22 protein-coding genes are annotated in these 24,910 nt (G+C 66.9%); 5 read left to right on the forward strand and 17 right to left on the reverse strand.

Annotation, left to right across the window (positions count from 1 at the left end; translation table 11 throughout):
- Positions 1-69: 69 nt before the first annotated feature.
- From acnA to J2S76_RS12640, 9 genes are all read right to left on the reverse strand, one after another.
- Complete coding sequence (gene acnA, locus J2S76_RS12600; RefSeq protein WP_307060797.1) at positions 70-2,697, reverse strand: aconitate hydratase AcnA; 2,628 nt, start codon at positions 2,695-2,697, stop codon at positions 70-72.
- Positions 2,698-2,713: 16 nt separating this feature from the next.
- Positions 2,714-3,538, reverse strand: coding sequence for a citryl-CoA lyase (locus J2S76_RS12605; protein WP_307060798.1), 825 nt, complete (start codon positions 3,536-3,538; stop codon positions 2,714-2,716).
- Positions 3,539-3,552: 14 nt separating this feature from the next.
- Positions 3,553-4,701, reverse strand: a complete 1,149-nt coding sequence (locus J2S76_RS12610; protein WP_307060799.1) for an iron-containing alcohol dehydrogenase — start codon at positions 4,699-4,701, stop codon at positions 3,553-3,555.
- Complete coding sequence (locus J2S76_RS12615; RefSeq protein ID WP_307060800.1) at positions 4,698-6,137, reverse strand: NAD-dependent succinate-semialdehyde dehydrogenase; 1,440 nt, start codon at positions 6,135-6,137, stop codon at positions 4,698-4,700. Before J2S76_RS12615 ends, J2S76_RS12610 begins: the two co-directional genes overlap by 4 nt.
- Positions 6,138-6,167: 30 nt before the next feature.
- On the reverse strand, positions 6,168-7,181 hold the full coding sequence (locus J2S76_RS12620; protein WP_307060801.1) for an NADP-dependent oxidoreductase: 1,014 nt from the start codon (positions 7,179-7,181) through the stop codon (positions 6,168-6,170).
- The gene (locus J2S76_RS12625) at positions 7,178-7,960 is read right to left on the reverse strand and encodes an ABC transporter permease (protein ID WP_370874747.1); all 783 of its coding nucleotides are present in this window, start codon (positions 7,958-7,960) and stop codon (positions 7,178-7,180) included. Before J2S76_RS12625 ends, J2S76_RS12620 begins: the two co-directional genes overlap by 4 nt.
- 237 nt (positions 7,961-8,197) lie before the next feature.
- Positions 8,198-9,019 (reverse strand): ABC transporter ATP-binding protein, encoded by an 822-nt coding sequence (locus J2S76_RS12630; RefSeq protein WP_307060803.1) that lies wholly within the window; start codon positions 9,017-9,019, stop codon positions 8,198-8,200.
- A gap of 48 nt (positions 9,020-9,067) precedes the next feature.
- Positions 9,068-10,105, reverse strand: a complete 1,038-nt coding sequence (locus tag J2S76_RS12635; protein WP_307060804.1) for an ABC transporter substrate-binding protein — start codon at positions 10,103-10,105, stop codon at positions 9,068-9,070.
- An 89-nt stretch (positions 10,106-10,194) separates the two neighbouring features.
- Positions 10,195-11,433, reverse strand: coding sequence for a CaiB/BaiF CoA transferase family protein (locus J2S76_RS12640; protein ID WP_307060805.1), 1,239 nt, complete (start codon positions 11,431-11,433; stop codon positions 10,195-10,197).
- Between the two features lie 127 nt (positions 11,434-11,560).
- Here J2S76_RS12640 and J2S76_RS12645 point away from each other — a divergent pair, with 127 nt between their 5' ends.
- Complete coding sequence (locus J2S76_RS12645; protein ID WP_307060806.1) at positions 11,561-12,316, forward strand: IclR family transcriptional regulator; 756 nt, start codon at positions 11,561-11,563, stop codon at positions 12,314-12,316.
- A 97-nt stretch (positions 12,317-12,413) separates the two neighbouring features.
- On the opposite strand, the gene J2S76_RS12650 is transcribed toward J2S76_RS12645, so the two are convergent.
- From J2S76_RS12650 to J2S76_RS12680, 7 genes are all read right to left on the reverse strand, one after another.
- Entirely contained in the window at positions 12,414-13,214 is an 801-nt protein-coding gene (locus J2S76_RS12650; protein WP_307060807.1) for a creatininase, read from the reverse strand.
- 20 nt (positions 13,215-13,234) lie between these two features.
- On the reverse strand, positions 13,235-14,752 hold the full coding sequence (locus J2S76_RS12655; protein WP_307060808.1) for an amidohydrolase family protein: 1,518 nt from the start codon (positions 14,750-14,752) through the stop codon (positions 13,235-13,237).
- Positions 14,753-14,784: 32 nt separating this feature from the next.
- Positions 14,785-15,870, reverse strand: coding sequence for an ABC transporter ATP-binding protein (locus J2S76_RS12660; protein WP_307060809.1), 1,086 nt, complete (start codon positions 15,868-15,870; stop codon positions 14,785-14,787).
- 5 nt (positions 15,871-15,875) lie between these two features.
- Positions 15,876-16,676, reverse strand: coding sequence for an ABC transporter permease (locus J2S76_RS12665; RefSeq protein ID WP_307060810.1), 801 nt, complete (start codon positions 16,674-16,676; stop codon positions 15,876-15,878).
- A gap of 2 nt (positions 16,677-16,678) precedes the next feature.
- Positions 16,679-17,587, reverse strand: coding sequence for an ABC transporter permease (locus tag J2S76_RS12670; RefSeq protein ID WP_307060811.1), 909 nt, complete (start codon positions 17,585-17,587; stop codon positions 16,679-16,681).
- An 83-nt stretch (positions 17,588-17,670) separates the two neighbouring features.
- Positions 17,671-18,834 carry an ABC transporter substrate-binding protein gene (locus tag J2S76_RS12675; protein ID WP_307060812.1) on the reverse strand — a complete coding sequence of 388 codons (1,164 nt, stop codon included), beginning with the start codon at positions 18,832-18,834 and terminating at the stop codon, positions 17,671-17,673.
- A 43-nt stretch (positions 18,835-18,877) separates the two neighbouring features.
- Entirely contained in the window at positions 18,878-19,354 is a 477-nt protein-coding gene (locus tag J2S76_RS12680) for a nucleoside deaminase (RefSeq protein WP_307060813.1), read from the reverse strand.
- Between the two features lie 547 nt (positions 19,355-19,901).
- Between J2S76_RS12680 and J2S76_RS12685 the strand changes: the two genes are divergently transcribed.
- Positions 19,902-20,864: a LysR family transcriptional regulator gene (locus J2S76_RS12685; protein WP_307060814.1), complete on the forward strand. Its 963-nt coding sequence runs from the start codon at positions 19,902-19,904 to the stop codon at positions 20,862-20,864.
- A gap of 13 nt (positions 20,865-20,877) precedes the next feature.
- On the opposite strand, the gene J2S76_RS12690 is transcribed toward J2S76_RS12685, so the two are convergent.
- A complete protein-coding gene (locus tag J2S76_RS12690) occupies positions 20,878-21,813 on the reverse strand; it encodes a LysR family transcriptional regulator (RefSeq protein ID WP_307060815.1) in 936 nt (311 codons plus the stop codon).
- A gap of 106 nt (positions 21,814-21,919) precedes the next feature.
- Here J2S76_RS12690 and cuyA point away from each other — a divergent pair, with 106 nt between their 5' ends.
- From cuyA to cuyB, 3 genes are read left to right on the forward strand one after another with little or no spacing between them, the layout of a single operon-like run.
- Positions 21,920-22,942: a D-cysteate sulfo-lyase gene (gene cuyA, locus J2S76_RS12695; RefSeq protein WP_307060816.1), complete on the forward strand. Its 1,023-nt coding sequence runs from the start codon at positions 21,920-21,922 to the stop codon at positions 22,940-22,942.
- A 3-nt stretch (positions 22,943-22,945) separates the two neighbouring features.
- The gene (locus J2S76_RS12700; protein WP_307060817.1) at positions 22,946-24,154 is read left to right on the forward strand and encodes a DegT/DnrJ/EryC1/StrS family aminotransferase; all 1,209 of its coding nucleotides are present in this window, start codon (positions 22,946-22,948) and stop codon (positions 24,152-24,154) included.
- A complete protein-coding gene (gene cuyB, locus J2S76_RS12705; protein ID WP_307060818.1) occupies positions 24,154-24,852 on the forward strand; it encodes a cysteate racemase in 699 nt (232 codons plus the stop codon). The genes J2S76_RS12700 and cuyB overlap by 1 nt, the downstream gene beginning before the upstream one ends.
- Positions 24,853-24,910 lie beyond the last annotated feature (58 nt).

Here is a 24,910-nt window from a genome sequence, read left to right on the forward strand (position 1 = left end):
GCCCATCCGGCGCGGCTGCCGGAAGATGGCCCTTGCCCGATATTCCGGAAACCAAGAACCTGCCGTCGGTCAGGCCGCCAAGCCGGCCCTCTCCCAGAGCCTGTGCGCGACATAGGGCAGGATGCCGCCGGCCTTCAGATAGTCCATCTCGACGGCGGTATCGACGCGCAGCCGCGCGGAGAAGCCGATTGTGCTCCCGTCCGCCCGGTGCAGAAGCATCGGGACGTTCTGGCGCGGCACGAGATCGGCCAGCGGGGTGGCGAGCGACAGGCGCTCCCTGCCGCCAATGCCGAGCATGAGGCGGTCCACCCCTTCCGCGAATTCCAGAGGCAGCACACCCATGCGGACGAGATTGGCCCGATGGATGCGCTCGAAGCTCTCGGCCAGCACCGCCTTGATGCCGAGCAGCCGGGTGCCCTTCGACGCCCAGTCGCGCGCCGAGCCGGCGCCATACATCTTGCCGGCCACGACGATCAGATCCTCGTTCCGGTCGAGGCAAGCGCGGCTGGCGGCGAAGATGTCGAGCGTCACATCCTCGGGCAGCAGGCGGGTGAAGCCGCCGCCCCGGTCGGCAAGCTCATTGCGCAGCCTTGTGCCGGCGAAGGTGCCGCGCACCATCACCTCATGCGCGCCGCGCCGCGCGCCATAGGCGTTGAAGGCGCTCGGCGCGATGCCCTGCTCGCGCAAATAGCCGGCCGCAGGTCCCCAGGCGGCGATCTGCCCGACCGGCGAGATATGATCGGTCGTCACCATGTCGCCAAGAACGAGGAGCGGCCGCGCCGCGCGGAGGACAGGCGCGCCGGGGGCGAACAGTGGCGGGAGGTCGAAGAAGGGCGGCGAGCGCAGGAAGGAACTGTCCGGATGCCAGGGGAAGCAGGCATCCTCAGTCGCCGCGAGATTCTGCCAGTCCGGCGTGCCCTCTTCGATGCCCGCGTAGCGACGCTCGAACGGCTGGCGGGTGACATGTTCGGTAAGGGCGGCGTCGATCTCCGCCGCGCTCGGCCATAGATCGTCCAACAGGACGGGGCGGCCCTCGCGGTCATGGCCGACGGGATCGCGGGTCAGGTCGACGAGAACCGTGCCGGCCAGCGCATAGGCGACCACCAGAGGCGGCGAGGCGAGGAAGTTCGAGCGCACCTTGGCGTGGATGCGCCCCTCGAAGTTGCGGTTGCCCGACAGCACCGAGACCAGATGGGCCGGCGCGGCGTCATAGGCGGCCTCGATGTGCGGCTTCAGCCCGCCGCCATTGCCGACGCAGGTGGCGCAGGCATAGCCCACCACCTGGAAACCCAGGGCGGCGAGATGGTCGAGGCAGCCGGCGGCGTCGAGATAGTCCGTCACTACCTGCGAGCCGGGCGCGAAGGAGGTCTTCACATGCGCCGGCACGGCAAGGCCGCGCTGGCGGGCACGCCGCGCCAGCAAGCCGGCGGCCATCATGGCGGAAGGGTTGGAGGTGTTGGTGCAACTGGTGATGGCGGCGATGGCGATGTCGCCGTCGCGCAGCACGGTCGATTCTGTCCGCTGCGCCCCGATCGCTGCCGCGGCGACGGCCGGCATGTCGGCGAGGTCGCGGGCCTGTTCCGGCCGGCTTGGACCCGAGACCACGCGCCGCAATCCGTCGAGGCGGAAGGTGAGGCGGTCATCGGTGTCCGGCACGAAATCAGGCTCGAACCAGAGGCGGTTATGCCGGAGATAGGCCTCAATGCAGCCGACCCGCCGCTCGTCGCGGCCGGTGAGCCGCAGATAGTCCAGCGTCCGGCTGTCGGTCGGGAAGAAGGAGCAGGTGGCGCCGAACTCCGGCGTCATGTTGGCGATGGTCACCCGGTCGGCGACGGCGAGCGCGGCGACGCCGGGGCCGTAGAATTCCAGCATGGCGCCGACCACGCCGTGCCGGCGCAGCCGCTCGGCCAGGGCGAGCACGATATCGGTGGCGAGAATCCCCGTGGGCACATCGCCTTCCAGCCTTATGCCGACGGTCGGCGGCAGCTGCATCGACACCGCCTCGCCCAGCAGCACGGCTTCGGCCTCGATGCCGCCGACACCCCAGCCCACCACGCCGAGGCCGTTGACCATGGGCGTGTGGCTGTCGGTGCCGATCACCGTGTCGGGGTGCAGCCAGACGCCGTCGGGGCGCGAACGTTCGCTAACCACTTCGGCCAGATGTTCGATGTGGACCTGGTGGACAATGCCCTTGCCGGGCGGCACCACGCGCAGGCCATCGAAGGCGCGCTGCGCCCATTTGAGAAAAGCGAAGCGTTCCGTGTTGGCGTCGAACTCCTGCGCGAGGTTCAGCGCGGCGGCGTCCGCCCGCCCGGCGGCCTCGGCGATCAGCGAATGGTCCACCACCAGCGCCGAAGGAACGGCCGGATGCAGGCGCGCCGGATCGAGGCCGCGCACGGCGGCCGCATCGCGCAGGCCGGCGAGGTCCAGCAGCACCGGCAGCCCGGCATAATCCTGCATCACCACGCGGCCGGGGTGGAAGGCGATCTCCACATCGCCGCCCGCCCTGCCGCTGGCGACCGCCTCGATGTCGGCGCTCGTGACGCTGGTACCGTTCTCGTGCCGGAGCAGGTTCTCCAAGAGAATGCGCGAGGAAACCGGCCTTGTCGCCACCTTCGGAAAGCGGCGGGCCATCGCTCCGAGATCGACGATGTGGTGCCCCTCGAACGAGGCGCGCGTGCCGAAGCTGTCCCGCATGACGTCACCCCTCGCTTCAGTCCGGCTCGGCCAGGGTGCGGCGGCCGACGCCGGCATAGCGATAGCCGAAGGCAGGCGGTGTCGGCCCCTTGATGCGCCCGCCTTGCTGCGCCTGCTCATGCGCGTGCGCCATGATGCCGACCGAGCGCGACAGGATGAACAGCCCGCGCGCCAGCATCGGCGAAAAGCCCAGTTCGGCGAAGATCACGGCGGTCACGCCGTCGATATTCATGGTCAGCCGCCGGTTCTTCGCCGCCGCCAGCCAGTCTTCCACGCCGAGGCCGATGGTGACGAAGTCGCCGCCGATGGTGTCCGCCGCGACCGCCTCGCGCGCTAGCGCGATCAGCCGGGGCGCGCGGGGGTCGACGGGGTGGAAGCGATGGCCGAAGCCGGGGAGGGGCTGGCGAGCCTCAATCAGCGGTCGCAGCACCGTCTCCAGCGCCTCGGCCAGGCTCTCGCCGGCGCGGGTGCGCGCGTCGATGGCGAGATAAAGCTCCAGCGCCGCCTGTCCGGCGCCGCCATGCACGTCGCCGAGCACGTTGGTGGCGGAGGCCATGGCGTTGTTGATGTCGATGCCGCAGGTCATCGACATGCGGGCAATGGCGATGGAGGGCGCCTGCGGGCCGTGATCGACGCCGGCGACGAGGCACGCCTCCAGCAGCGCCGCCCGCTCCGGGCCGGGAAGCTCGCCGCGCACCATCAGCCAGACCATCTCGGCAAAGCCGATGCGGCCGATCAGCTCCTCGATGGGATAGCCGCGAAAGGCGATCTTGCCGGGCTCGATATCGACGATGGCGGTGGACCACCAGTCCTTGATGCGGTCTTCGGGCGAACTGGTCATGTCGGGTCCTCGGCTCAAAACGCCTGGTCCAGCAAAAGGCGATAATCGGCGGCGTCCAGCGGGCGCGGATTGGTTTTGTGCGCGTTGTCCTGCAGCGCCTTTTCCGGGATCGGCGCGAGGTCCTCCCGCGTGAGGCCCAGCTCGGAAAGGCGCCGGGGCACGCCGAGCCGCCGGTTCAGCGCGTCGAGCGCCTCGGCGATGCCGGCGCCCGGCGCAAGCCCCATCGCCTTGCGCATGGCATCGAGCTTCGGCCCGAGCACGGCCGCGTTGTGGTGCACCACGAGGGGAAGAAAAATCCCGTTCAGCGTGCCGTGGTGATGCCCGAGCGCGCCGATGGGGTGGGAGAGGGCATGCACCGCGCCCATGCCCTTCTGGAAGCACACGGCGCCTTCAAGCGAGGCCATCATCATCTGCCAGCGCGCCAGCATGTCCGCCCCGTTCACGGTGGCCGCCTCCAGCGCGCCGAAGGCGCGAGCCAACCCGTCAAGGGCGATGGCGTCGGCCGGGGGATTTACGGTCGGCGAACAGAACGTCTCCACGCAATGCGACAGCGCGTCGAGGCCGGTGACGGCGGTGATGCGACCGGGCAGGCCGGCGGTGAGTTCGGGGTCGTCGATGGCGGCGGTGACGATCGAGGGGCAGCCGACGCCCGCCTTGATGCCATTGTCGAAGACGATGACCGCCGAGCGCCCGACCTCGCTGCCCGAGCCGGAGGTAGTCGGCATCAGGATCAGCGGCGCGGGGCCGACAATCGGGCGGGGCCGGGCGTGCCGGTTGCAGAAATCCCAGAGCGGCGCGTCGTCGGTTGCGAGAATAGCGATGGCCTTGGCGAGATCGAGCGCCGCGCCGCCGCCGACACCGATGATCCCGTCACACCTCTCGCGCCGGTAGAGCGCCGCGCCGTCGCGCGAGGCGGCTTCGGTCGGGTTGGGCGGAGTGTCGAGGAAGCGGGGCGCCTGCGCCGCACTCGGCGCCGCCGCCAGCGCCATGTCGAGCACGCCGGCGGCGGCGACGCCGGGATCGGAGATGATGAGCGGCCGGCGCATGCCGGCGCGGGCGACCAGATCCGGCAGGCGCGCCCGTGCGCCGCAGCCGAAATGCACCTGGGTGTTGAACTGGAGAATGGTGATGGTGGTCAGATCGGGCGGGGCGGGAAAGCTCATGGCTGCAAATCCTCACCGGCGAGGCGCATGGTCACCGATTTGGTGACGAGATAGGCGTCGAGGCCTTCAACGCCGCCTTCCGAGCCGTAGCCGCTTTCCTTGACGCCACCGAAGGGCGAGGACGGCGTCGAGACGGTGAAGTGGTTCACCACCACCATGCCGGCCTCGATCGCCCGCGAAAGCCGGTCGGCCCGCGACAGTGAGCGAGTCATCACATAGGAGGCGAGGCCGAAGGGCAGGGCGTTGGCCTTGGCCACCGCCTCGTCGAGGCTCGCTACCTTCTGGATCGGCGCCACGGGGCCGAAGGGCTCCTCCGACATCATCCGTGCCGTGTCCGGCACGTCGGCGAGCACCGTCGGCTCATAGAACAGCCCGTCATTGCCGATGCGCCGTCCGCCCGTGGTGATACGTGCGCCGCGCTCGACCGCATCACGGACCAGCCCCTCAATGGCGCTGAGCTGGCGCGCATTGGCGAGCGGACCCATTTCGACGCCGGGCTCCAGGCCGTTGCCCACCACGATCTTGCGCGTCGCCGCTGTGAAGGCGTCGACAAAGGCGTCATAGACGCCCTCCTGCACGAAGAAGCGGGTGGGGCAGGTGCACACCTGCCCGGCATTGCGGAACTTGGCCTTGACCGCGAGCGCGGCGGCCGAGGCGACATCCACGTCGTCGCAGACGATCACCGGCGCATGGCCGCCGAGTTCCATCGTCGCCCGTTTCGCGCCCTGTGCAGCGAGACCCAGCAAATGCTTGCCGACCGGGGTCGAGCCGGTGAACGTTATCTTGCGAATGACCGGCGAGGCGATGAGATGGGCTGAAATCTCCGCCGATCGGCCGAAGACAAGGTTCAGCACGCCGGGCGGCAGGCCGGCATCGTGGAAGGCACGGACCAGCTCGAACGCGGTGAGCGGGGTCTCCTCGGAGGGCTTTAGGATCAGCGAGCAGCCGGCCGCCAGCGCCCCGGCGATCTTGCGCAGCGGGGTCAGCGCCGGGAAGTTCCACGGCGTGAACGCTGCCACCGGGCCGATCGGCTCGCGATGGACGAATTGCTGGATGCCCGGCGTGCGTGGCACCAGGATGCGGCCATAGGCGCGGGTGGCCTCTTCCGCCATCCATTCGAGATTGTCGACCGAGATGGCGATCTCGCCCTTGGCCTCGGTCAGCGGCTTGCCCTGCTCCAGCGTCATGACTCGGGCAATGGCGTCGATGCGCTCGCGAATGAGGCGGCAGCCCTCGATGAGGCGGCGGCCGCGTTCATGTGCGAGGGTCTGGCTCCAGACGCGGAAGCCGCTGGCCGCGGCCGCGAGCGCGTCGTCGAGATCGGCCGTGCCGGCGGCGCCGACCGTGCCGACGCTCTCGCCCGTCGCCGGATTGATGACGGGCTTGGCGGCCGGCGTGGCACGCCATTCGCCGCCGATATAGAGGCTTGCATGCATGGGAATAATCCTCGCTGGCTGCCGGGAAGCTCAGGCGGCCTTGATGCGCACGAGCTGCTTGCCGATGTTTCCGCCCTGCAGCATGCTGATGAAAGCCTGTGCGGCGTTGTCGAGGCCGTCGGTCACGGTCTCCTCATAGACCAGCCTTCCCTCGGCATAGGCCTGTTCCAGCTCCCGGGTGGCGCTGTCCCACACATCGCGATGGTCGGAGAGCACGAAGCCACGAAGGGTGAGGCGCTTGTTGAACACTTCCCGCAGGTTGCGCACGCCATAGGGCTCGGCCGCGTTGTATTGCGAGACGAGGCCGCAGAGCGGGATGCGGCCGAACAGGCGCATCAGCGGCAGGGTGGCGTCGAAGATCGGCCCGCCGACATTGTCGAAATAGACGTCGAACCCCGAGCCGGCGGCCTCCGCGAGGCGTTCGGTGAAGTCGGGCGCCTTGTAGTCGACGCAGTCATCGAAGCCGAAGCGCTCGCGCACGACAGCGCATTTGCGCGCTCCGCCGGCAATGCCGACGACGCGGCAGCCGCGCGCTTTCGCGAGCTGCCCCACCACGCTGCCGACGGCGCCGGAGGCGGCGGAGACGAGCACGCTCTCGCCTTGCTTCACGCCGGCAATATGCACGAGGCCGATCCAGGCGGTGATGCCGGTGGAGCCGAGGGAGCCGAGATAAGCGGAGATCGGCGCGCGGTCGGGATGGATGAACTGCACATCCGCCTTGGTGCCGACCGAATAGTCCTGCCAGCCGAGGCGCCCCACCACCCACGACCCCACCGGAACTGCGGCGTCGCGGGTCTCGACCACCTGCCCGACGGTGCGTCCCACCATGGTCTCGCCGATCGCCATGACCGGCGCGTAGGAATCCTTCGCCTCCATCCGCATGCGGATATAGGGGTCGAGCGAGAGATAGTGGTTCTCGACCAGAACCTGCCCCTCGCCGAGCGCTGGAAGGGGCCGGCTTTCCAGCGAAAAGCAGGAGGCGTCCGGCATGCCGTTGGGACGGCGGGCGAAGGTGACGACGCGGGTGCTCAGGGGGCGGTTCATGCCGGGGCTCCTACGGTGGTCGCTTCACGCGGCTGCCAGTGCAGCAGGCGGGCCTCGACGATGCCGACAATGGCGTCGAGGATCAGGGCAAAGAAGGTGAGCAGGATGACACCGGCGAACACGCCATTAATGTCGAACAGGCCTTCCGCCTCCAGGATGAGGTAGCCGACACCGGCGGAGGAGCCCATATATTCGCCGATCACCGCGCCGACGAAGGCCATGCCGACCGCCGCATGCAGGCTGGAGAACACCCAGCTGGTGGCGGAGGGGATGTAGACGGTGCGCAGCAGCTGGGCGCGGGAGGCGCCGAGCATGCGCGCATTGGCGAGCGTGACCGGGCTCACCTCGCGCACGCCCTGATAGACGTTGAAGAACACCACGAAGAAGACAAGGGTGATGCCGAGCGCGATCTTGGAGGTGACGCCGAGGCCGAACCACACCGCGAAGATCGGCGCGAGGATGACGCGCGGCATCGCGTTGAAACCCTTCAGATAGGGCGAGGCGAGCAGCGAGGCCGTCGGGCTTAGCGCCAGCCACAGCCCGACCAGAAGCCCGAGCACCGAGCCGAGGATGAAGGCGACGACGGTCTCATAGAGAGTGATACCGAGATGCCTGAAGATCATCCCGGTCGAGAACCAGTCGTAGAGGCGAGCCGCGACGACGAAGGGGTCACCAACAAAGAATTTCGACATGATGCCGAAGGTCGTCAGCGCTTTCCATCCGGCGATGAACAGAATGAAGATCAGGATTTGAACGAGGACGATCCTCGGATTTTTCAAGCGGAACATCCCGTGGCTCTCCTCTGGAGCATTTTCGAGCGAAGTGGGTTCCGGTTCGCGTGTGGAAAATGCGTAAAACAAAACCCTGGAGCACATCAGGAACCGGCTTTCACCGGCAGTGCTCTAGAGCCCTTTCCGATCAGGTGGAATCATCTGATCGATCAGAAAGTGCTTTGTATTCAATAAGCTAGAGCATTTTCTCGTCGCGAAAGTCTGTCAACTTTCGCGGAAAATGCTCTAGCGCTTGCCTTGCGCGTAACCCTTGAGAACCTCGTCCTTGAGGGCCTCCCAGATTTGCGCATGCAGGCGGCTGAATTCACCGAGGTGCCGGATCTCGGCGACGTCGCGCGGGCGCGGCAGGTCGATTTTGAACTCGCCGATGGGATGCGTGCCCGGTCCGGCGGCAAGGGCGATCACCCGGTCGGAGAGGGCGATGGCCTCTTCGAGATCGTGGGTGATGAACATCACCGACTTGCGGTCGGCCTGCCACAGCTCCAGCAGTTCGTTCTCCATCAGCTGCCGGGTCTGGACATCGAGCGCGCTGAACGGCTCGTCCATCAGGATCACTTTGGGGTCCATGATGAGCATCTGCGCCAGCGCCACACGCTTGCGCATGCCGCCCGAAAGGTGATGGGGATAGGCCTTCTCGAAGCCGGCAAGGCCGACACGGGCCATCCAATCCCGCCCGAGGCGGTCGGCCTCGGCGCGGTTCATGCCGGCGAATTCGGGGCCGACCACGACGTTTTCCAGTGCGGTGCGCCAGGGCATGAGCGCATCGGCCTGAAACATGTAGCCGGCCTGCCGGTTGATGCCGGTCAGCGGTTTGCCGAACACCTCGACCGTGCCCTGGCTCGGCTTGAGCAGACCGGAAGCGACGTTAAGCAAGGTCGACTTGCCGCAGCCCGTCGGGCCGACGATCGAGACGAATTCCCCGGGCGCGATGGTGATGGTCGAATCGCGGACGGCGGTATAGGTGCCGCCGGGATTGCCGCGCGCGGGAAAATGGCAGGCGATGTCACGAAGCGCGAGGGCCGGAACGGCCGTTTCGATGCCGGGCATCACCCTGTTCTCCCGATCGGCAACTTGAAGGGCTGCGGCGCTCATCGCTCAGCCCCCCGCCCCGGCCTTGTCGACAAAGACGTTGGTGTAGGTGGCATCGAGATCGACGTTCTTGGCGTCGCGGACCTTTGGATTGTAGATCTTCAGCGCCTCATAGGTGGTCTCGACCGCTTCCTTGGACAGCCGGCCATCGGGCGAGAAGGCGGGGCGGACGCGGTCCAGCATCTCGCTGTAGAGCGCGCGATCCCCACCCACCATCATGTCGGCGGGCAGCACGTCGAGGATCTCTTCATTCGAGGCGGTCTGGATGAAGTGGAGCGCCTTCACCATGGCGTTGGTGAGCGCCTGCACCGTCTTCGGGTTCTTCTCGATGAAGGCCGTGGTCGCGGAGAGCGAGGCGGCCGGCATCGGGCCGCCATAGACCTGCTCGGTGCCTTCGAGCGTGCGGGTGTCGACCTTCGGCTCGGCCAGTCCCTCGCTGACCAGCAGCGTGCTGGCGGGGTCGGCCTGCACGGTGGCCTGGATCTGGCCGTTGCGGAAGGCCGCGAGCACGCTGGGGCCCGCGCCGACGCCGATGATGGATACGTCGCTCGGCTTCAACCCGCCGCGGATCATCAACAGGTCGATCATCTTGTTGGTGCTGGAGCCGGGGGCGGTGACGCCGACATTCTTGCCGACCAGCGATTCCACTCCCTTCCAATCCTTCGCCAGTTCCGGCGTGACGCTGAGCACGAAGCCGGGATAGCGGCCCTGCAGCACGAAGGTCGTGAGCGGCTGGTCGAGCACCTGCAGGTTGATCATGTGCTCATAGGCCGAGGACAGCACGTCGGCGCTGCCGCCCACCACGGCCTGCACCGATTTCGAGCCGCCCTGGAAGTCGGCGATGGTGACGTTGAGGCCTTCCTCCTTGAAGAAGCCCTTCAGGTCCGCAATGTTGAGCGGAAGGTAGTAGAGCGCCAGCTTGCCGCCGACGGCGATGGTCACGTCGGGCTTTTCAAGCTGCGGCTTGGCCGTCTGGGCGAGCGCAGGGCCGGCAAGGCCGAGGCCGATGGCAAGTGTCGCGGCGAGTAGATGAAGGCTTTTCATCGTTTCCCTCCCAGGAACCTGATTGGTTGGCTGTCGTCCCGTTTGCCGGGGCGTTTGTTTTTGAGATCATTCGCCGGCTGGCGGCCGCCTCAGGCGGCTCCGCTATGGGCCGGGTGAAGCTGTTCGCGCGGCGGTCGGGCATCGGCGCGCACGATGCCGGCGCCGATCAGCGCCTCGATGTCGGCGGCGCCATAGCCGAGGCCCGTCAGCACGGCGCGCGCGTCCTCGCCGACGAGCGGCGGGTCGGAGAGCACATGGTCCGGCACGCCTTCCATCTGGATGGGGGTACGCGGCAGCGCGGTACGAGTGCCGTCCGGCAGCTCGGTCGCCATCAGCCCGCCGGTCGCCTTGAGATGGGGATCGGTGAACAGGTCCTCGGGGCGGGCGATCGGCGAGAAGGGAATATGCGCGCTCTCGCACAGCGCCGATGCGGAGGACAGGTCGAGATTGGCGAACATCTCCACCAGCAGCGCCATCAGGCGGGACCGCGCGACGATGCGCTGGTTGTTGGTCTTGAGGTCGGGATCGTCCAACAGTTCCGGCCGCCCCATGGCGCGGCAGAAGCGCTGCCAGTGATTGTCGCTGGTGATGCCGACGAAAAGCTGCTGGCCGTCCCGCAGCTGGAACACGTCATAGACCGCCCACGCCGACACGCGCTCGGGCATGGGCGGGATGGCGACGCCGGTGCGGGCGGCGTAGCAGAGGTGCTGGCCCATCAGGAACACGGCGGTCTCGAACAGGGCGGTGCGCACTTCCTCGCCGAGGCCGGTCTCGTCGCGCCGCCGCAAGGCGAGGAGGATACCGATCACGCCGAACAGGCCGCCGGTGATGTCGACCACCGAGGTGCCGGCGCGCAGCGGCCGGCCGCTCGGACCTGTCATGAAGGCGAGGCCGCTCATCATCTGCACCACCTCGTCGAGCGCGAGGCGCTGGCTGTAGGGGCCCTCGAGAAAGCCCTTGAGGCTGGCATAGATCAGGCGCGGGTTGCGCGCGTGCAGCGCTGTGAAGCCGAGGCCGAGCCGGTCCATCGTGCCGGGGCCGAAATTCTCGATCAGCACATCGGCGCTGTCGCACAGCCGCAGAATGATATCGCGGCCTTCATCGGTTTTGGCGTCGACGGCGATCGAGCGCTTGTTGCGGTTGAGATAGCCGAAATAGCCCATGCCGAACCCGCGCAGGTCGCGGGTGGGGTCGCCCTTCGGCGCCGGCTCGACCTTGATAACCTCGGCGCCCATGTCGGCGAGGATCAGGCCGCAGGACGGACCCATGACGGTGTGGCCGAAATCCAGCACGCGAATGCCCGAAAGGGGCGCGGAAGGCGATGTCATTGGCGTTCCTCGCCGCACCGGATCGAGCCGGTACGATACTTAAGTTCTGTCTAGCAGAACGTGATTGCATCTGTTAGAACATGTGAGGCGTGGGAAGGTCAAGTCGGAACCTTCAGAAGGAGGACGCATGCCGAGCAGGAAGGTGTCGGGGGAAGGGGCGCCGCCCAAGGCCGAAGGAGGTGTCGACGCGGTGGACCGTGCGTTGGCGATCCTGTCGGCCTTCGCCAGCCATGACGGCCAGATGTCGCTGGCGCAGATTTCGGAAGCAACCGGGCTCTACAAGAGCACAGTCCTGCGCATCGCCGCCTCGCTGGAGCGCGGGGGCTTCCTGTCGCGGCAGGAAAACAAGCTGTACCGGCTCGGCCCGCAACTCTTCCGCCTCGGGCTGCTCTACCAGCGCTCGTTCAAGATCGAGGACATGGTGCGCCCCGTTCTGCGCCGTCTCGTCGAGACGACCGGCGAGAGCGCGTCGTTCTTCGTGCGGCAGGGCGAGGTGCGCCTGTGCCTGTTCCGCGAGGAATCGCAGCACGCCGTGCGCGACCATGTGATGGAGGGCGCGACCCTAACGCTCGACCGTGGCGCGGCCGGCCATGTACTGGTGGGCTATGACAGCCGGGCCGTGGTGTCCGAGGAGCTTCGCAGCCGCATGGCGCGGCTGCCCATCGTCAGCATCGGCGAGCGCAGTGCCGAGGTCGCGGCCGTCGCGGTGCCGGTCTATCGGCGGGGAGCGGGCGGTGTCGAACTGGCCGGGGCGCTCACCGTTTCCGGGCCGCGCACGCGGATCGCCGACACGGAGACGATCCGGCAGATCGGCGCGGCCTTGCTGGAACAAGGGCGGCTCTTGTCGCGGCAGCTGGGTGCGGACGAGGCATGGCGGCTGTGAGCCATCCCGCTGCCCGGCGCCGGCTTTGAATCCCGTCGCCCGGCGCCGGGCGGGGTGTTTCAGCCCGTCACGGCGCTTGGCTCAAACGACGCTTGGCTCAATCCGATGACGGTCCGAAGGCCGCCCGCAGGCTCGCCGCGATGTCGGGCACCACCTGCGCCAGCACGGCCGCGCCCTTTTCCGCCGAGGCGGACTTCGCCGAGGAAAGCACGCCGGTCGGCGGGATGGGCCGGGTGTCGAAGGGATAGACGTCATAGGGCGGGAAGTCGGCGGCGGGATCGTCGGGGATCTTGTCCTGCCGGACCAGATCGGGCCGCACATGCAGCATGATCGAGGTTTCCATGACGGCGGCATGTTCGAGTTCCCAGCTCGGGAAGCCGTCGGGGAAGAGCACCGCCTCGGTCGTCTTGTTGATGAAGTCCCAATAGCCGAGCTTGATGATCTTCACGTCGGTGCGGCCCAGCATGGCTTGATCGCGCAGCGCGAGGTCGGCGGCTTCGACCAGGAACCACTGGTTCTCCATATGCCCGTCGAACAGCACGATCTTGCGCGCGCCATGGCGGACCAGCTCGTTGATGATGTTGCGCGCGAGAGCGATGAACACGCCGGCATCGAGGCTCAGCGTGCCGGGAAAATGATTGCCGCCGCCGGATTTGGGCTGCGACTTGTAGCCATAGCTCACCGCCGGGGCGACCATGCCGCCCATCTCCGCCGCCACCGCCTCGGCCACCGTGACGGGGAGGATCACGTCGGTCACCAGCGGCAGATGCGGGCCGTGCTGCTCCACCGAGCCGGTGGGCAGCAGGACGATGGGGTCCCCCTTCACCCGGTCGGCGAATTCGTACCAGGTCATGTCGGCGATGCGGATCAGTGGCGATGAAGGGATGGGAGTGCTCATCTTCGGGGCTCCGCCTTGGGTCATGCCGGCCACATGTCGCTGGTGCCGACAAGGCGGTGAATGCCGAGGTCGACCTGATTGCAGCGGCGGTGGATGGCGTCGAAAGCGGGGGCGAAGGCGCGGTTCGCGGCCTCGACGCCGGAATGATAATCGTTGAAGGCGGGCATCAGCGACCGCAGTTCGGCCAGCAGCGCCTTCTCGTCGATCTTGGTCAGCTGGCCATTCTCGACCACGATCTCGCCATTGACCATCACCTTCTCGATCGACGAGCCGTTCTCGCTGTAGACAAGGTGGTTGAGAAGGTCGTGGCGCGGCGTGAAGCACACCGTGTCGAGGTTGATCACCAGCAAATCCGCCTTCTTCCCGGCCTCCAGCGAGCCGGTCTCATGGCCGATCAGGGCGCTCCTGGCGCCGGCCAGCGTGCAGGCGTGCAGCACCTCGGCGGAACTGAGCCACTGGGTGTAGTCGGGTGTCGTCACTTTGTGGATCAGGCCGCAGGCATGCATCACGTCGAACATGCGCGGGGTGTCGTTGGTGGAGATGCCGTCGGAGCCGAGGGCGACATTGACCCCGGCATTCAGCAACTGGCGTACCGGCGCGACGCCGGCGCCCAACTTCTGGTTGGAGATGGTGTTGTGCACCACCGACACGCCGGCCTCGCCCATCAGGGCGATGTCGTCCTCGCTCACCCAGATCGAATGGGCGATGGTGGTGCCTGAGTGCATCAGGCCAAGATCGGCCATGTAGCGCATCAGCGACTTCCCATACATCGCCGGGCCGGTGACGCCCTGCACCTTGGTCTCGACGATATGGGTGTGGAACGGCACCTGCCATTCCAGCGCCAGCGCGTTCACCGCCTGCATCAGTTCGGGCGTGCAGCGCTGCGGCGCGGACGGCGCCAGCATGAAGCGGATGCGGCCCGAGCGGCCATGGAATTGCGCATAGGCCTCCTTAGCGAAGGCGAGGTACTCGTCCGTTGTCGGCGGGGTGAGCTTGGCCACTTCCGCCTGCAGCTGGGCCGGCACATGCTCGCGCGAGAAGGGGATGGAATCGAGGAAGTCGCGGTCCATCACATGGCCGGAGACGGTGGCGCGGATGCCGGCATCGTCATAGGCCGACACCGCTGCGCCGAGCTGGGCCAGCGACTGGCGCGGCGCCTCGAAGATGTCGTCGGTCAGGCAGGTGACGCCGGTCTTCAGCGATTCGATGGCGACCACCATGCTGCGCAGATAGATCATCCGCTCGCTCAGCGCCTTGGCGCCGAGGATCGGGTAGGCGTAAAGCATCCAAAGTTCGAGCGGCAGGTTGTCGTAGCGGCTCTTGAACAGCGCCTCGCCGGAATGCAGATGCGCGTTGATGAGGCCGGGCATCACCAGCTTGCCGGTGCCGTCGATAACACTGGCGCCTTCCGGCACCTGAAGGCCCTCGCCGATGGCCTTGATGCGGTCGCCCTCGACATGGACATCGCCGAGGAAGGGGGTGCTGCCATTCGGGCCGCCCATGGCGAGCACGGTGGCGCCGCGGATGAAGGTCGACATCGCATTCACTCCATAAATCAGCCAGGCAAAATTCAACCGGGGAGAAAGAACCCCTGCTGCGGCGACCAGCGGGCGACCACCGGCTGGCCGACCGCCAGCGGGGTGTTCTCCATCTCGTGCAGCGAGCGCTGGGCGCGCAGTTCGCAGCCGCCCTCGGTCTCCAGGAAGACGGTGACGGTCGAGCCGACGAACTCGACGGTGACGACGCGCGCCTGCACCTCATTGCCGGCGCCGGTGCTCGTCCCCGCCAGCTCGATCCGGTCGGCGGGAACCACGAGTGTGGCGGCGCCGCCGGTGACGATGCCGCCCTCCATGGGGGCGGGCGCATGAACCGTGCCCACCAGGCCGGCGAGGGCGATCGAGCCATCGTCCTCGAACCGCGCCGTGCCGGTGAAGATGTTGTTGCCGCCGACGAATTCGGCCACAAAACGGTTGGCGGCGCGACGGTGGATGTCGCGCGGCGCGCCGATCTGCTGGATGCGTCCCTCATTCATGATCACCACCCGGTCTGCCATGGCGAAGGCCTCGGAATGGCTGTGGGTGACGCAGATGAAGGTGATGCCGAGCTCGCGGTGCAGCCGCACCAGCTCCGACTGCATCCGCACCCGCAGATGCGGGTCGAGAGCGGAGAGCGGTTCGTCCAGCAGCAGCATTTCCGGCTCCAGCGCCAGCGCCCGGGCGAGAGCCACGCGCTGGCGCTGGCCGCCGGACAGCTGGTCGACGCCGCGCTCGGCGAAGCTCGCAATGCCGAGGCGCTCCATCCATTCATCGGCCTTCTTGCGGCGCTCGGCGGCCGGCAGGCCGCGCTGCTTGAGGCCGAATTCGACATTCCGGCGCACCGACAGGAACGGGAACAGCGCGTAGCTCTGCCACACCAGCGGCGCGTCGCGCTCCCAGGGCGCGTCCTCGTTGAGGCGTCGGCCCCAGAGCCGGATTTCCCCGGAGGTCGGCTGGTCGAGGCCGGCGATCATCCGCAGCGTCGTGGTCTTGCCGCAGCCGGAGGGGCCCATCAGCGCAACGAACTCGCCCTTCTCGATGGTGAAGGAGACATCGGCCACGGCGGCGTGATTGCCATAATGCTTGGCGACACGGTCGAGCTCGATCATGGGGGTGGCCATGCGCGTCATCCTTTCTTCCGGGCGGCGCGGCCGGACATGCGTCCGAGCAGCAATTGGGCGAGCACGACGAGGGTGATGCTGACGCCGAACACGATGGCGCCAATGGCGTTGATGCGCGGGCTCACCTGCCCCTGCAGCATGGCGAGCACGCGCACCGGCAGCGTTTCGTTCACGCCCGAGACGAACCAGGCGATCATGAACTCGTCGAAGGAGACGGCGGCGGTCAGGAACAGCGCCGCGAGGATCGCGGGCGTGCAGAACGGCACGATCACGCCGAACATGGTGGCCCAGGGCGAGGCGCCAAGATTCCAGGCCGCGCGTTCGATATCGGGGTCGAGATCGGCGAGCCGCATCCGCACCAGCGCCATGGCGAAGGGCGTGCTCAGCACGACATGGCCGACGATGATGCCCTGAAGCGTCCCCGACAGGCCGACCCGCCCCTCGAAGGTGAGCAGCGCCACGCCAAGGATGACCACCGGCACGGTCGGCGGCAGCGCCGCGAGGGCGAGATAGATCGACTTGCCGAGGAAGCGGTAGCGGTAATCGACATAGGCGGCGGAGAAGCCGAGGAAGGTGGCGATCACGCAGGTGACGCCGGCCACGATAAGGCTGTTCATCAGCCCGCGCTGGATCGTCGCGTCGGCGAAGATCGCCTCGTACCATTGCAGGCTGAACCCGCCCCAGGGCAGGCTGGGGAAGCGGTCGGCGTTGAAAGAGAACACGATGGTCGAAACGATGGGCGCGAAGATGAAGGCGAACACCAGCGCCGTATAGGCGAGGAGAAGAAGGCGGCGGAGCGCGGCCATGCTCATGCCTTTTCCTTCCGCCGGCCATAGGCGAAACCGATCATGACCAGCATCACCACCATCAGCGTCACGATCATCATCACCGCCACCACCGAGGCGCGCGGCCAGTTATTGCCTGATTTCACCTGGTCTGCGATGAGGATGCTGAGCGTGGGCGGCTTCGAGCCGCCCAGATAGGTCGGCGCCACATAGTCGCCAAAGGCCAGCACGAAGGCGAAGGTGCCGGCGACGATCAGGCCGATGCGGGCCGAGGGGATGATCACCGTCCAGATGGTGCGCAGCCGGCCGCAGCCGAGATTATGCGCGGCCTCGATCAGGATGCGCGGCACATTGGCGAGGGCGAAGGTCTGCAGCAGCACCACCAGCGGCAGCGTGAGCACGAGATAGCCCACCACCGTGCCGGTCGGGGTGTTCAGTACGTGAAGCGGGCCGAGCCCGAGCGGCACCAGCACGGTGTTGATGATGCCCTGTGGGCTGAAGAAGATCTGGGTGGAATAGATTCGGACGGGATAGCTGGTGAAGAACGGCACCACCAGCATGAAGATCATGAAGCGTCGGACCGCGGGGCTAACCTTGTAGGCAAGCGTATAGGCGGCCGGGAAGGCCGCGACGCTGGCGATCGCCGCCGTCAGGGCCGAGAGCCAGAACGTATAGACATAGGCGTTGCGGAAGAAGCCGGCATTGAGGATGAACATCCAATTGGCCAGCGTCGCGTCGGGTGTGAGACGGAAATTCTTCACCGACCAGAAGGTCATGGCGACGAGGAAGCCGAGCGGCACCAGGAAGAACGCGGCCTGCCACAGCGCCGGCGGCGCGCCCCAGAACACGGCAAAGCGTGCCTCCGTGGCGCGTCGCGACGTCCCTTTGAGGGGAGCGGATCCGGTGTCCGGCGTGGGCAAAGGTTCGCTCATGAAGCCTTCGGGTCAGGTACGGAGAGGCGAGGCAGGCGATCATCGGCAGGCGGCGCTGGGCCGCCTGCCGGGTGGCGTGCGGGCTACATCGACTTGAATTCGGACCAGACGTCGTTCCACTGCTCGATAGTCTGCTTCACCGGCGTCTTGCGGATGTAGATCTTGCCGTCCTTGTATTCGTCCATGACGTTGCGGGCGTCGAAGGTGTGGCGCAGCGCCTTGGCCTCGGCCTGGTGGTCCTTGTTCAGCAACTCCCAGCCCTTCTTGTTGGGGATCGAGGCCCAGTAGGCCGGCATGATCGACGAGCGCACCTGGCCTTCGGGCGAGGACATGTACTGGATAAAGGCCTTGGCGAGGTCCTTCTTGGTGGAGGAGGAGACGATGGACATCGATTCCGTCCACTGGATGCCGCCCTCGTCCGGCACGGTGGCCGATACCGGAACGCCACTCTTCTGCAAGAGCAGCACCACCCAGTCGCCGACGCCGGGAATGGCGGCGGCGGTGCCGTTGGTGAGCATCGAGAACTGGTCGGCCATGGAATAGAAGCCGGCGGTCTGCGGCTTCAGCGAGAACAGCGTTTCCTTCAGCTTGCCGAAGGCGGCGTCGGAAATGTCGAAGGGCGGCTTGTTGCCGTCATAGAGGCTGAGGCAGCCCATGGTCGGCAGGTACCAGTCGAAGAAGCCCAGCTTGCCCTTGATCTTGGGGTCCCACAGCGCCTTGTAGGACTTCACGTCGGCTTCGGAGAGCACGTCGGTGCGGTAGGCGATGCCGAGATAGCCGAAGCGGATCAGCACCGAATAGAGGTCCTCGCCGACCCAGTGCGGCTCGAACTTCTGGAACTCCGGCCAGTAATCGGCGAGCGGGTAGTCGGCCGGGTTCATCTTGTCGATGAAGCCGCCCTCTTTCAGCATGTGAATGTATTCGGCGTCCGCCAGCACCACGTCGAACGAGCCGGGAGGTGACTGGTTCATCAACGCCAGCATGGGCTCGCCGCCGACATATTCCTTGGCGACGACCTTCACGCCGTACTTGTCCTCGAACGGCTTGACCACGGCGGGATCGGCATGGCCGGGCCAGGAGAGCAGGTTCAGCACCTTGTCCTGTGCATAGGCCGGCTCGGGGGCGGTGGCGGTCACGCCGAGCGCGGCGGCGCCGGCGAGCAGGCTGGCGCCCTGGAGCAGCCGGCGGCGATTCATCGGGTGCAGCAGCGCCCGGAAATCGGTGATCGGACCGTCGAACTCGTTCATGTCGTCGTCTCCATCGGGAAGGTCGTTTTGATTGGGCCGGCACTCACTGGAACGGGCTGAAGCCGGGCGAGGCCGCCCATTCGTCGAGCACGTCGCGCGCCTCGGTGGGGAGCAGGCGTTCGGCGGGGAGGGTGCGCGCATGAAGGTCGCTGCGGACCATGGCTGTGAGCGGTTCCAGCTTGAAGCCGATATCGGCGCAGTCCTTCAGCGTATTGGCGTAATAGAGCCGGCTGATCCGCGCCCAGAACATCGAGGCGACGCACATCTCGCAGGGCTCGCAGGTCGTGTAGAGATCGCAGCCGCTGAGGTCCCAGCTCTTGAGGTTCCGGCCGGCGTCGCGGATCGCCTCGACCTCGCCATGCGAGGTGGCGTCGTGGTTGTTGACGACATTGTTCACGCCCTCGCCGACGATCACCCCATCCTTGACGATGACGCAGCCGAACGGCGCCGCGCCGTCTGCCCGCATCTTGTCGCGGCTGATCTCGATGGCACGGCGCATGAAGGTCTCGTGAGTGCTCATGACGTGTTCCTCATGATGTGGCTCGCGGAGCGGGAAGGGCGGCAGAGAGCGGGAGCGACGAGGTCGACGGGGACAGCCTCGCCCAGAGTTCGGCGATGCTCTGGAGCCTGACCGGCAGGCCTTCGCCCGCGATCCCGGCCGTCACCTCCGCGACCACGACGGCCGGCGCGCGCCGCGCGATGGCCATCCGGTCGAAAGGCCAAGCGCTGCCGCCACCGCCAGGCGATGGCAGCGCAGAATTCGTGCTGAAGGCATACCGTGTCTCCCGACGCCACGGGTCGCGGGGGGAGCTTTCCGTGGCTCGACGAGACGAGAGGCTAGAGATAAGCGGCGGTGTTCGACAAAGATGATTTTCCAATCATCAGTATAGGCTGAACCTATCGCATCTATTTATAGGCAATCGCAATGGCTGATTGGCTGATATAACTATCGGTTTTTATTGAACTATCAATGATAAAATGCCTATAGATTATGCAAATGATCATTTGTTCATCAGTTTGACTTTTAGCTGCCAGCACGCAGAGTTCAGGCGTGTGAAAGGTGGTTCATGGATCTTCGCCAGCTGAAATACTTCGTGCAGATCACGGAAAGCGGCAATTTCTCCCGCGCCGCCGAGATGTTGCGGATCGCCCAGCCCTCGTTGAGCCAGCAGGTGAAGAACCTCGAAGAGGAGCTGGGCGTCGAGCTGTTCCTGCGCCATGCGCGCGGCGTCACCCCGACCGAAATGGGCCAGCAGCTCTACGACCATGCCCGCCGCATTCTGGAGGAGGTCGAGCGCGTCAGGGATGTGGTGCGCTCGCAATCGGTATATCCCTCCGGCCGCGTCGCGGTCGGGTTGCCGACCTCGGCCTGTCGCGGCCTTTCGATGCCGTTGATCACCGCCATGGCCGAGCGCCAGCCCAGGATCACCTTGCGCGTGGTGGAGGCGATGACCGGCTATCTCGACGAGTTCCTGCAGATGGGCCGACTCGACGTCGCCCTGCTCTATGACCGCCGGGCCTTCGAGAACGTCGCCTGGACCGAGATGATGGTCGAAGAACTGATGCTCTTTGTGCCGCCGGGCCATCCTCTGGCCGCGGGTGACGGGGTGACGCTGCGCGCCGTGTTCGAGCACCCCATCGTCCTGCCGGGCGCGCCCAATGTGTTGCGCACCGTGATCGAGCAGTTCGCCGCCCGCCATGACATCAGGGCGGTGGCGATGGATTGCGACAGCCTGCCGGCGATCGCCCAGCTGGTGCAGCAGGGCCGGGCGCTGGCGGTCATGCCGCATTTCGCCTTTGTCGACGAGATGCGGCGCGGCGAGATGGTCGCCGTTCCCATCCTGGACCCGACGCCCTCCTGGCGCCTGTCGGTGGTGGTGTCGCCGCGCACGATGAACCCGCGCGGCAGCGACGCGGTGGCGAAGGTGATGGCAGACGTCATCGCCGGCATGGTCGAGACCGGCGCCTGGCGTGCCCGGCTGCGCGCGGAGAAAAGCCGGGGCGAGGCGGCGCGGGCCGGGCCACGCTGAGCCACCCGTCCCCTCAGTCGATGTCGGACCCGGAAGCCTTGGCGCCGCGCGGCGCATCCATGCGGGACAATTGCTCCCAGACCGTGGCTTCGACAGGCGTAGCCTGGTTGGCCAGTCGCACCGCGGTGACGTCGAGATCGCAATAGGGAAGGCTGGCCGAGAGATCGGCGAGATCGCCAGCCTCGATCCGCGCGCGGGCAAGGGTCGAGGGCACCCAGGCCACGCCGATGCCGTTCGCCGCGAGCTCCAGCGCCGCAAGCGTCAGCTCGGTTTCCACCTTGGGAACCATATGGCTGGCGCCGTGGATGGCGGGCAGCACGATCTGGTCCATCACCTCGCCGAGGAACACCTCCGGGGGATAGGCGATATAGGGCACTTCGCCCTGCGCAAACTGCCCGTTGAGCCGCGCGCCATGGGCACGGGCGAAAACCGGGATCAGCCGATCGCGCCCGATGATCGTCGTCTCGATGTAGTTGGCCGCGATGGGGTGTTCCTCTCCGATGCGCCGGTACACCACGGCGATATCGGCCTGCCGCGACAGCAGGAAGGCGAAGCACTCATCCAGGTTCGCCGATTTCAGCTTCAGGAAGATATCGGCATTCTTCGACTGGATCGTGTCGATGAAGCGCGGCGCCCATGAGGCAGTCAGGGCATGCTGGCTGGCCAGAACCAGCCGGTTGCCGGCGGTGCGGTCGCCCCGGCGCAGATCATCGGTCAGCTGGCGCAGGGTGCGGGCGAGCCGCGCGATCTGGTCGCGCTGTTCGGCGGTGGTCGGGCGCAGCTGTACCGGCTTGCGCGAACGGTCGAACAGCGCCACCCCGACATGGTCCTCGATGTGCTGCACCCGCCGCGAAAAGGCCGACTGCGTTAGCCGTCGCCGCTCGGCCGCCTCGCTGAAGGAGCCTGTCTCCGCAACCGCGAGAATATCCTCCAGCCACTCCAGCCGCATCAGCACCTCCTAACATGCGCAACTTGCATCTTATGTGAATAATTTCGCATTTGAAGTGCCGAAGATGATCTGCAAACATCGAAATACGCAAGTTGAGGATTGTTTCATGCATTTCGCCCGCTTCCCCCGCATCCGCCTCGCGCATCTGCCCACGCCGCTGGAGCGGCTCGATCGTCTGAGCCGCGAACTGGGAGGTCCGGAGATCTGGATCAAGCGGGACGACTGCACCGGGCTTTCCACCGGCGGCAACAAGACCCGCAAGCTCGAGTTCCTTATGGCCGAGGCCATGGCGCAGGGCGCCGATCTGGTGATGACGCAGGGCGCCACCCAGTCCAACCATGCCCGCCAGACCGCCGCCTTCGCTGCCCGGCTTGGCCTCGCCTGCCACATCCTGCTGGAGGACCGGACCGGCTCCAATGATCGCAACTACAAGACCAACGGCAATGTACTGCTCGACCATCTTCACGGCGCGACGACCGAGACGCGGGCCGGCGGGCTCGACATGAACGCCGAGATGGAAAAGGTCGCCAATCGCCTGCGGGGCGAGGGGCGCAAGGTCTATACGATCCCGGGCGGCGGCTCGAATCCCACAGGTGCGCTCGGCTATGCCAATTGCGCGCTGGAACTGATCAATCAGGCCAATGATATCGGCCTTGCCATCGACCATATCGTCACCGCCACCGGCAGCGCCGGCACGCAGGCGGGGCTGATCGTTGGCCTCAAGGCCATCAACGCCCAGGTGCCGCTGCTGGGCATCGGGGTGCGTGCGCCCAAGCAGAAGCAGGAGGAGAACGTCTTCGCCCTTGCCGAGCGCACCGCGCAGAAGCTGGGCTGCCCCGGCGTGGTGCAGCGCGAGGACGTGGTGGCCGACAGCAATTATGTCGGCCGCGGCTACGGCATTCCCGGCGCGGACACGCTGGAGGCCATCCGTCTTTTCGCCGAGCTTGAGGGAATCCTTCTCGATCCGGTCTATTCCGGCAAGGGCGCGGCCGGCCTTATTGACTATGTCCGCAAGGGCATTTTCAAGAAGGGCGAACGCATCGTCTTCCTGCACACCGGTGGCTCCGCGGCACTGTTCGGCTATGACGCCTATTTCGCCGACGACCAGCCCGCGCACGCCACGGCCTGACCCATGCGACCGCCCCGTTTCACCGGAAGCTTCACCCAGCAGCTGCCGCTCCCCGAGGACGCTATCGCTGCCGCCGAGGCGGTGATGCGCTCCGGCCGGTTGCACCGCTACAATGTCGCTGCCGGCGAAGTGTCGGAAGCGGCCCGGCTGGAGGAGGCATTCGCCCGCTGGCAGGGCGCGCGCTACTGTCTGGCTCTGGCCTCCGGCGGGCAGGCGATGCAGATCGCGCTGCGTGCGGCGGGCGTGGGACCGGGTGAGCGCGTGCTCACCAATGCCTTCACCCTCGCTCCCGTGCCCGGGGCGATCGCGGCGATTGGCGCGGTGCCGGTGCTGGTGGAGACGACGGACGATCTCGTCATCGATCTCGACGATCTCAGCTCCAAGGCCACGGCCTCGGGCGCGACTGCGCTGCTGCTGTCGCATATGCGCGGCCATATCTGCGACATGGACAAGCTAACTGCCTTGGCGAGCGCGCATGGCCTGCGCGTCATCGAGGATTGCGCCCACACGATGGGCGCGCGCTGGAACGGGGGGAGATCGGGCGCCTTCGGCCTCGCTGCCTGCTTCAGCACCCAGACCTATAAGCACCTGAACTCCGGCGAGGGCGGGCTGCTGACCACCGACGATGCCGAGCTGATGGCGCGGGCCGTGCTGCTGTCGGGCTCCTACATGCTCTATGAGCGCCACGGCGCGGCGCCTGCGGCCGAAATATTCGCCGGGCTGCGGCTCGACACCCCCAACATGTCGGCGCGCATGGACAATCTGCGCGCGGCGCTGCTGCGCCCGCAGCTGGCGCGGATTGAGGACGCTCTCGCCGGCTGGAACGTGCGCCACGACCATCTCGCGGCGCGCCTTGCCGCGCATCCGGCGGTGCGGATGCCGCAGCGCCCACCGCAGGAAAGCTATGTCGGCTCCTCGATCCAGTTCCGCGTGCCGGCGCTGTCCGCTGCGGGCTGCACGGCCCTTCTTTCGGCAGCGGCCGAACGGGGCGTGGAGCTGAAATGGTTCGGCGCCGCCGAACCGGTAGGCTTCACTTCGGCACACTCTTCGTGGCGCTACATCGCCCAGCACGAACTGCCGCAGACCGAGCGCGTGCTCGCCACGCTGTTCGACATGCGTATTCCGCTTACTTTCACGCTCGACGATTGCGAACTCATTGCCACCCATATTCTCGGTGCGCTGGATGAGACGCTGGCGGAAGGGGCACGCTGATGCCGCGCCGGGTCGGCATATTGGGCGGCATGGGGCCGCAGGCGACAGTGCTGCTGATGAGCCGGATCATCGCGGCGGTGCCGGCGGCGGATGACCGCGACCATGTCCCGCTGATCGTCGACCAGAACCCGCAAGTGCCCTCGCGCATCGCCCGGCTGATCGAGGGCACCGGCGAGGATCCCGCGCCTGTGCTGGTCGCGATGGCGCGGCGGCTGGAGGCGGCGGGCGTCGAGGCGCTGGCCATACCCTGCAACACGGCGCACCATTTCGCCCCGGCGATCACGGCGGCGGTGGGCATTCCCTTTCTCGACATGGTGGCGCTTTCGGTCGCCCATGCCGTGCGCCTCGCCGGCTCCGGCGGGCGCGTCGGCGTGATTGCCTCCCCCGCGCTGCGCCGCATCGGCCTGTTCGACGGCAAGCTCGCCCGGGCGGGGCTGACGGCGGTCTATCCCGAGGACGAGGACGCGCTGCTCGGCGCCATCCGCCGCATAAAGGCCGGGGGCGTCGATGCCGGCTCCCGCGACGTCTTCCGCCGCGCCTCCGCGCAGCTGCTGACGGCGGGCGTCACCACGCAGATGATCGCCTGCACCGAGTTCTCGCTCATGGCCGACAGTGCTGAACAGGGCGCGAAGGCCTTCGACACGCTCGACGTGCTGGTGGGCGCCATCGTTGATTTCTCGCTCGCGCGGGACGTTTGAATTCACGGGCCCACAGAAGGCCCGGCCACCACGACCGACCTGACAGAGGAGTTAAGTG

The sequence above is a fragment of the Ancylobacter vacuolatus genome (genome assembly GCF_030813595.1).
Classification (GTDB): Bacteria; Pseudomonadota; Alphaproteobacteria; order Rhizobiales; family Xanthobacteraceae; genus Ancylobacter; species Ancylobacter vacuolatus.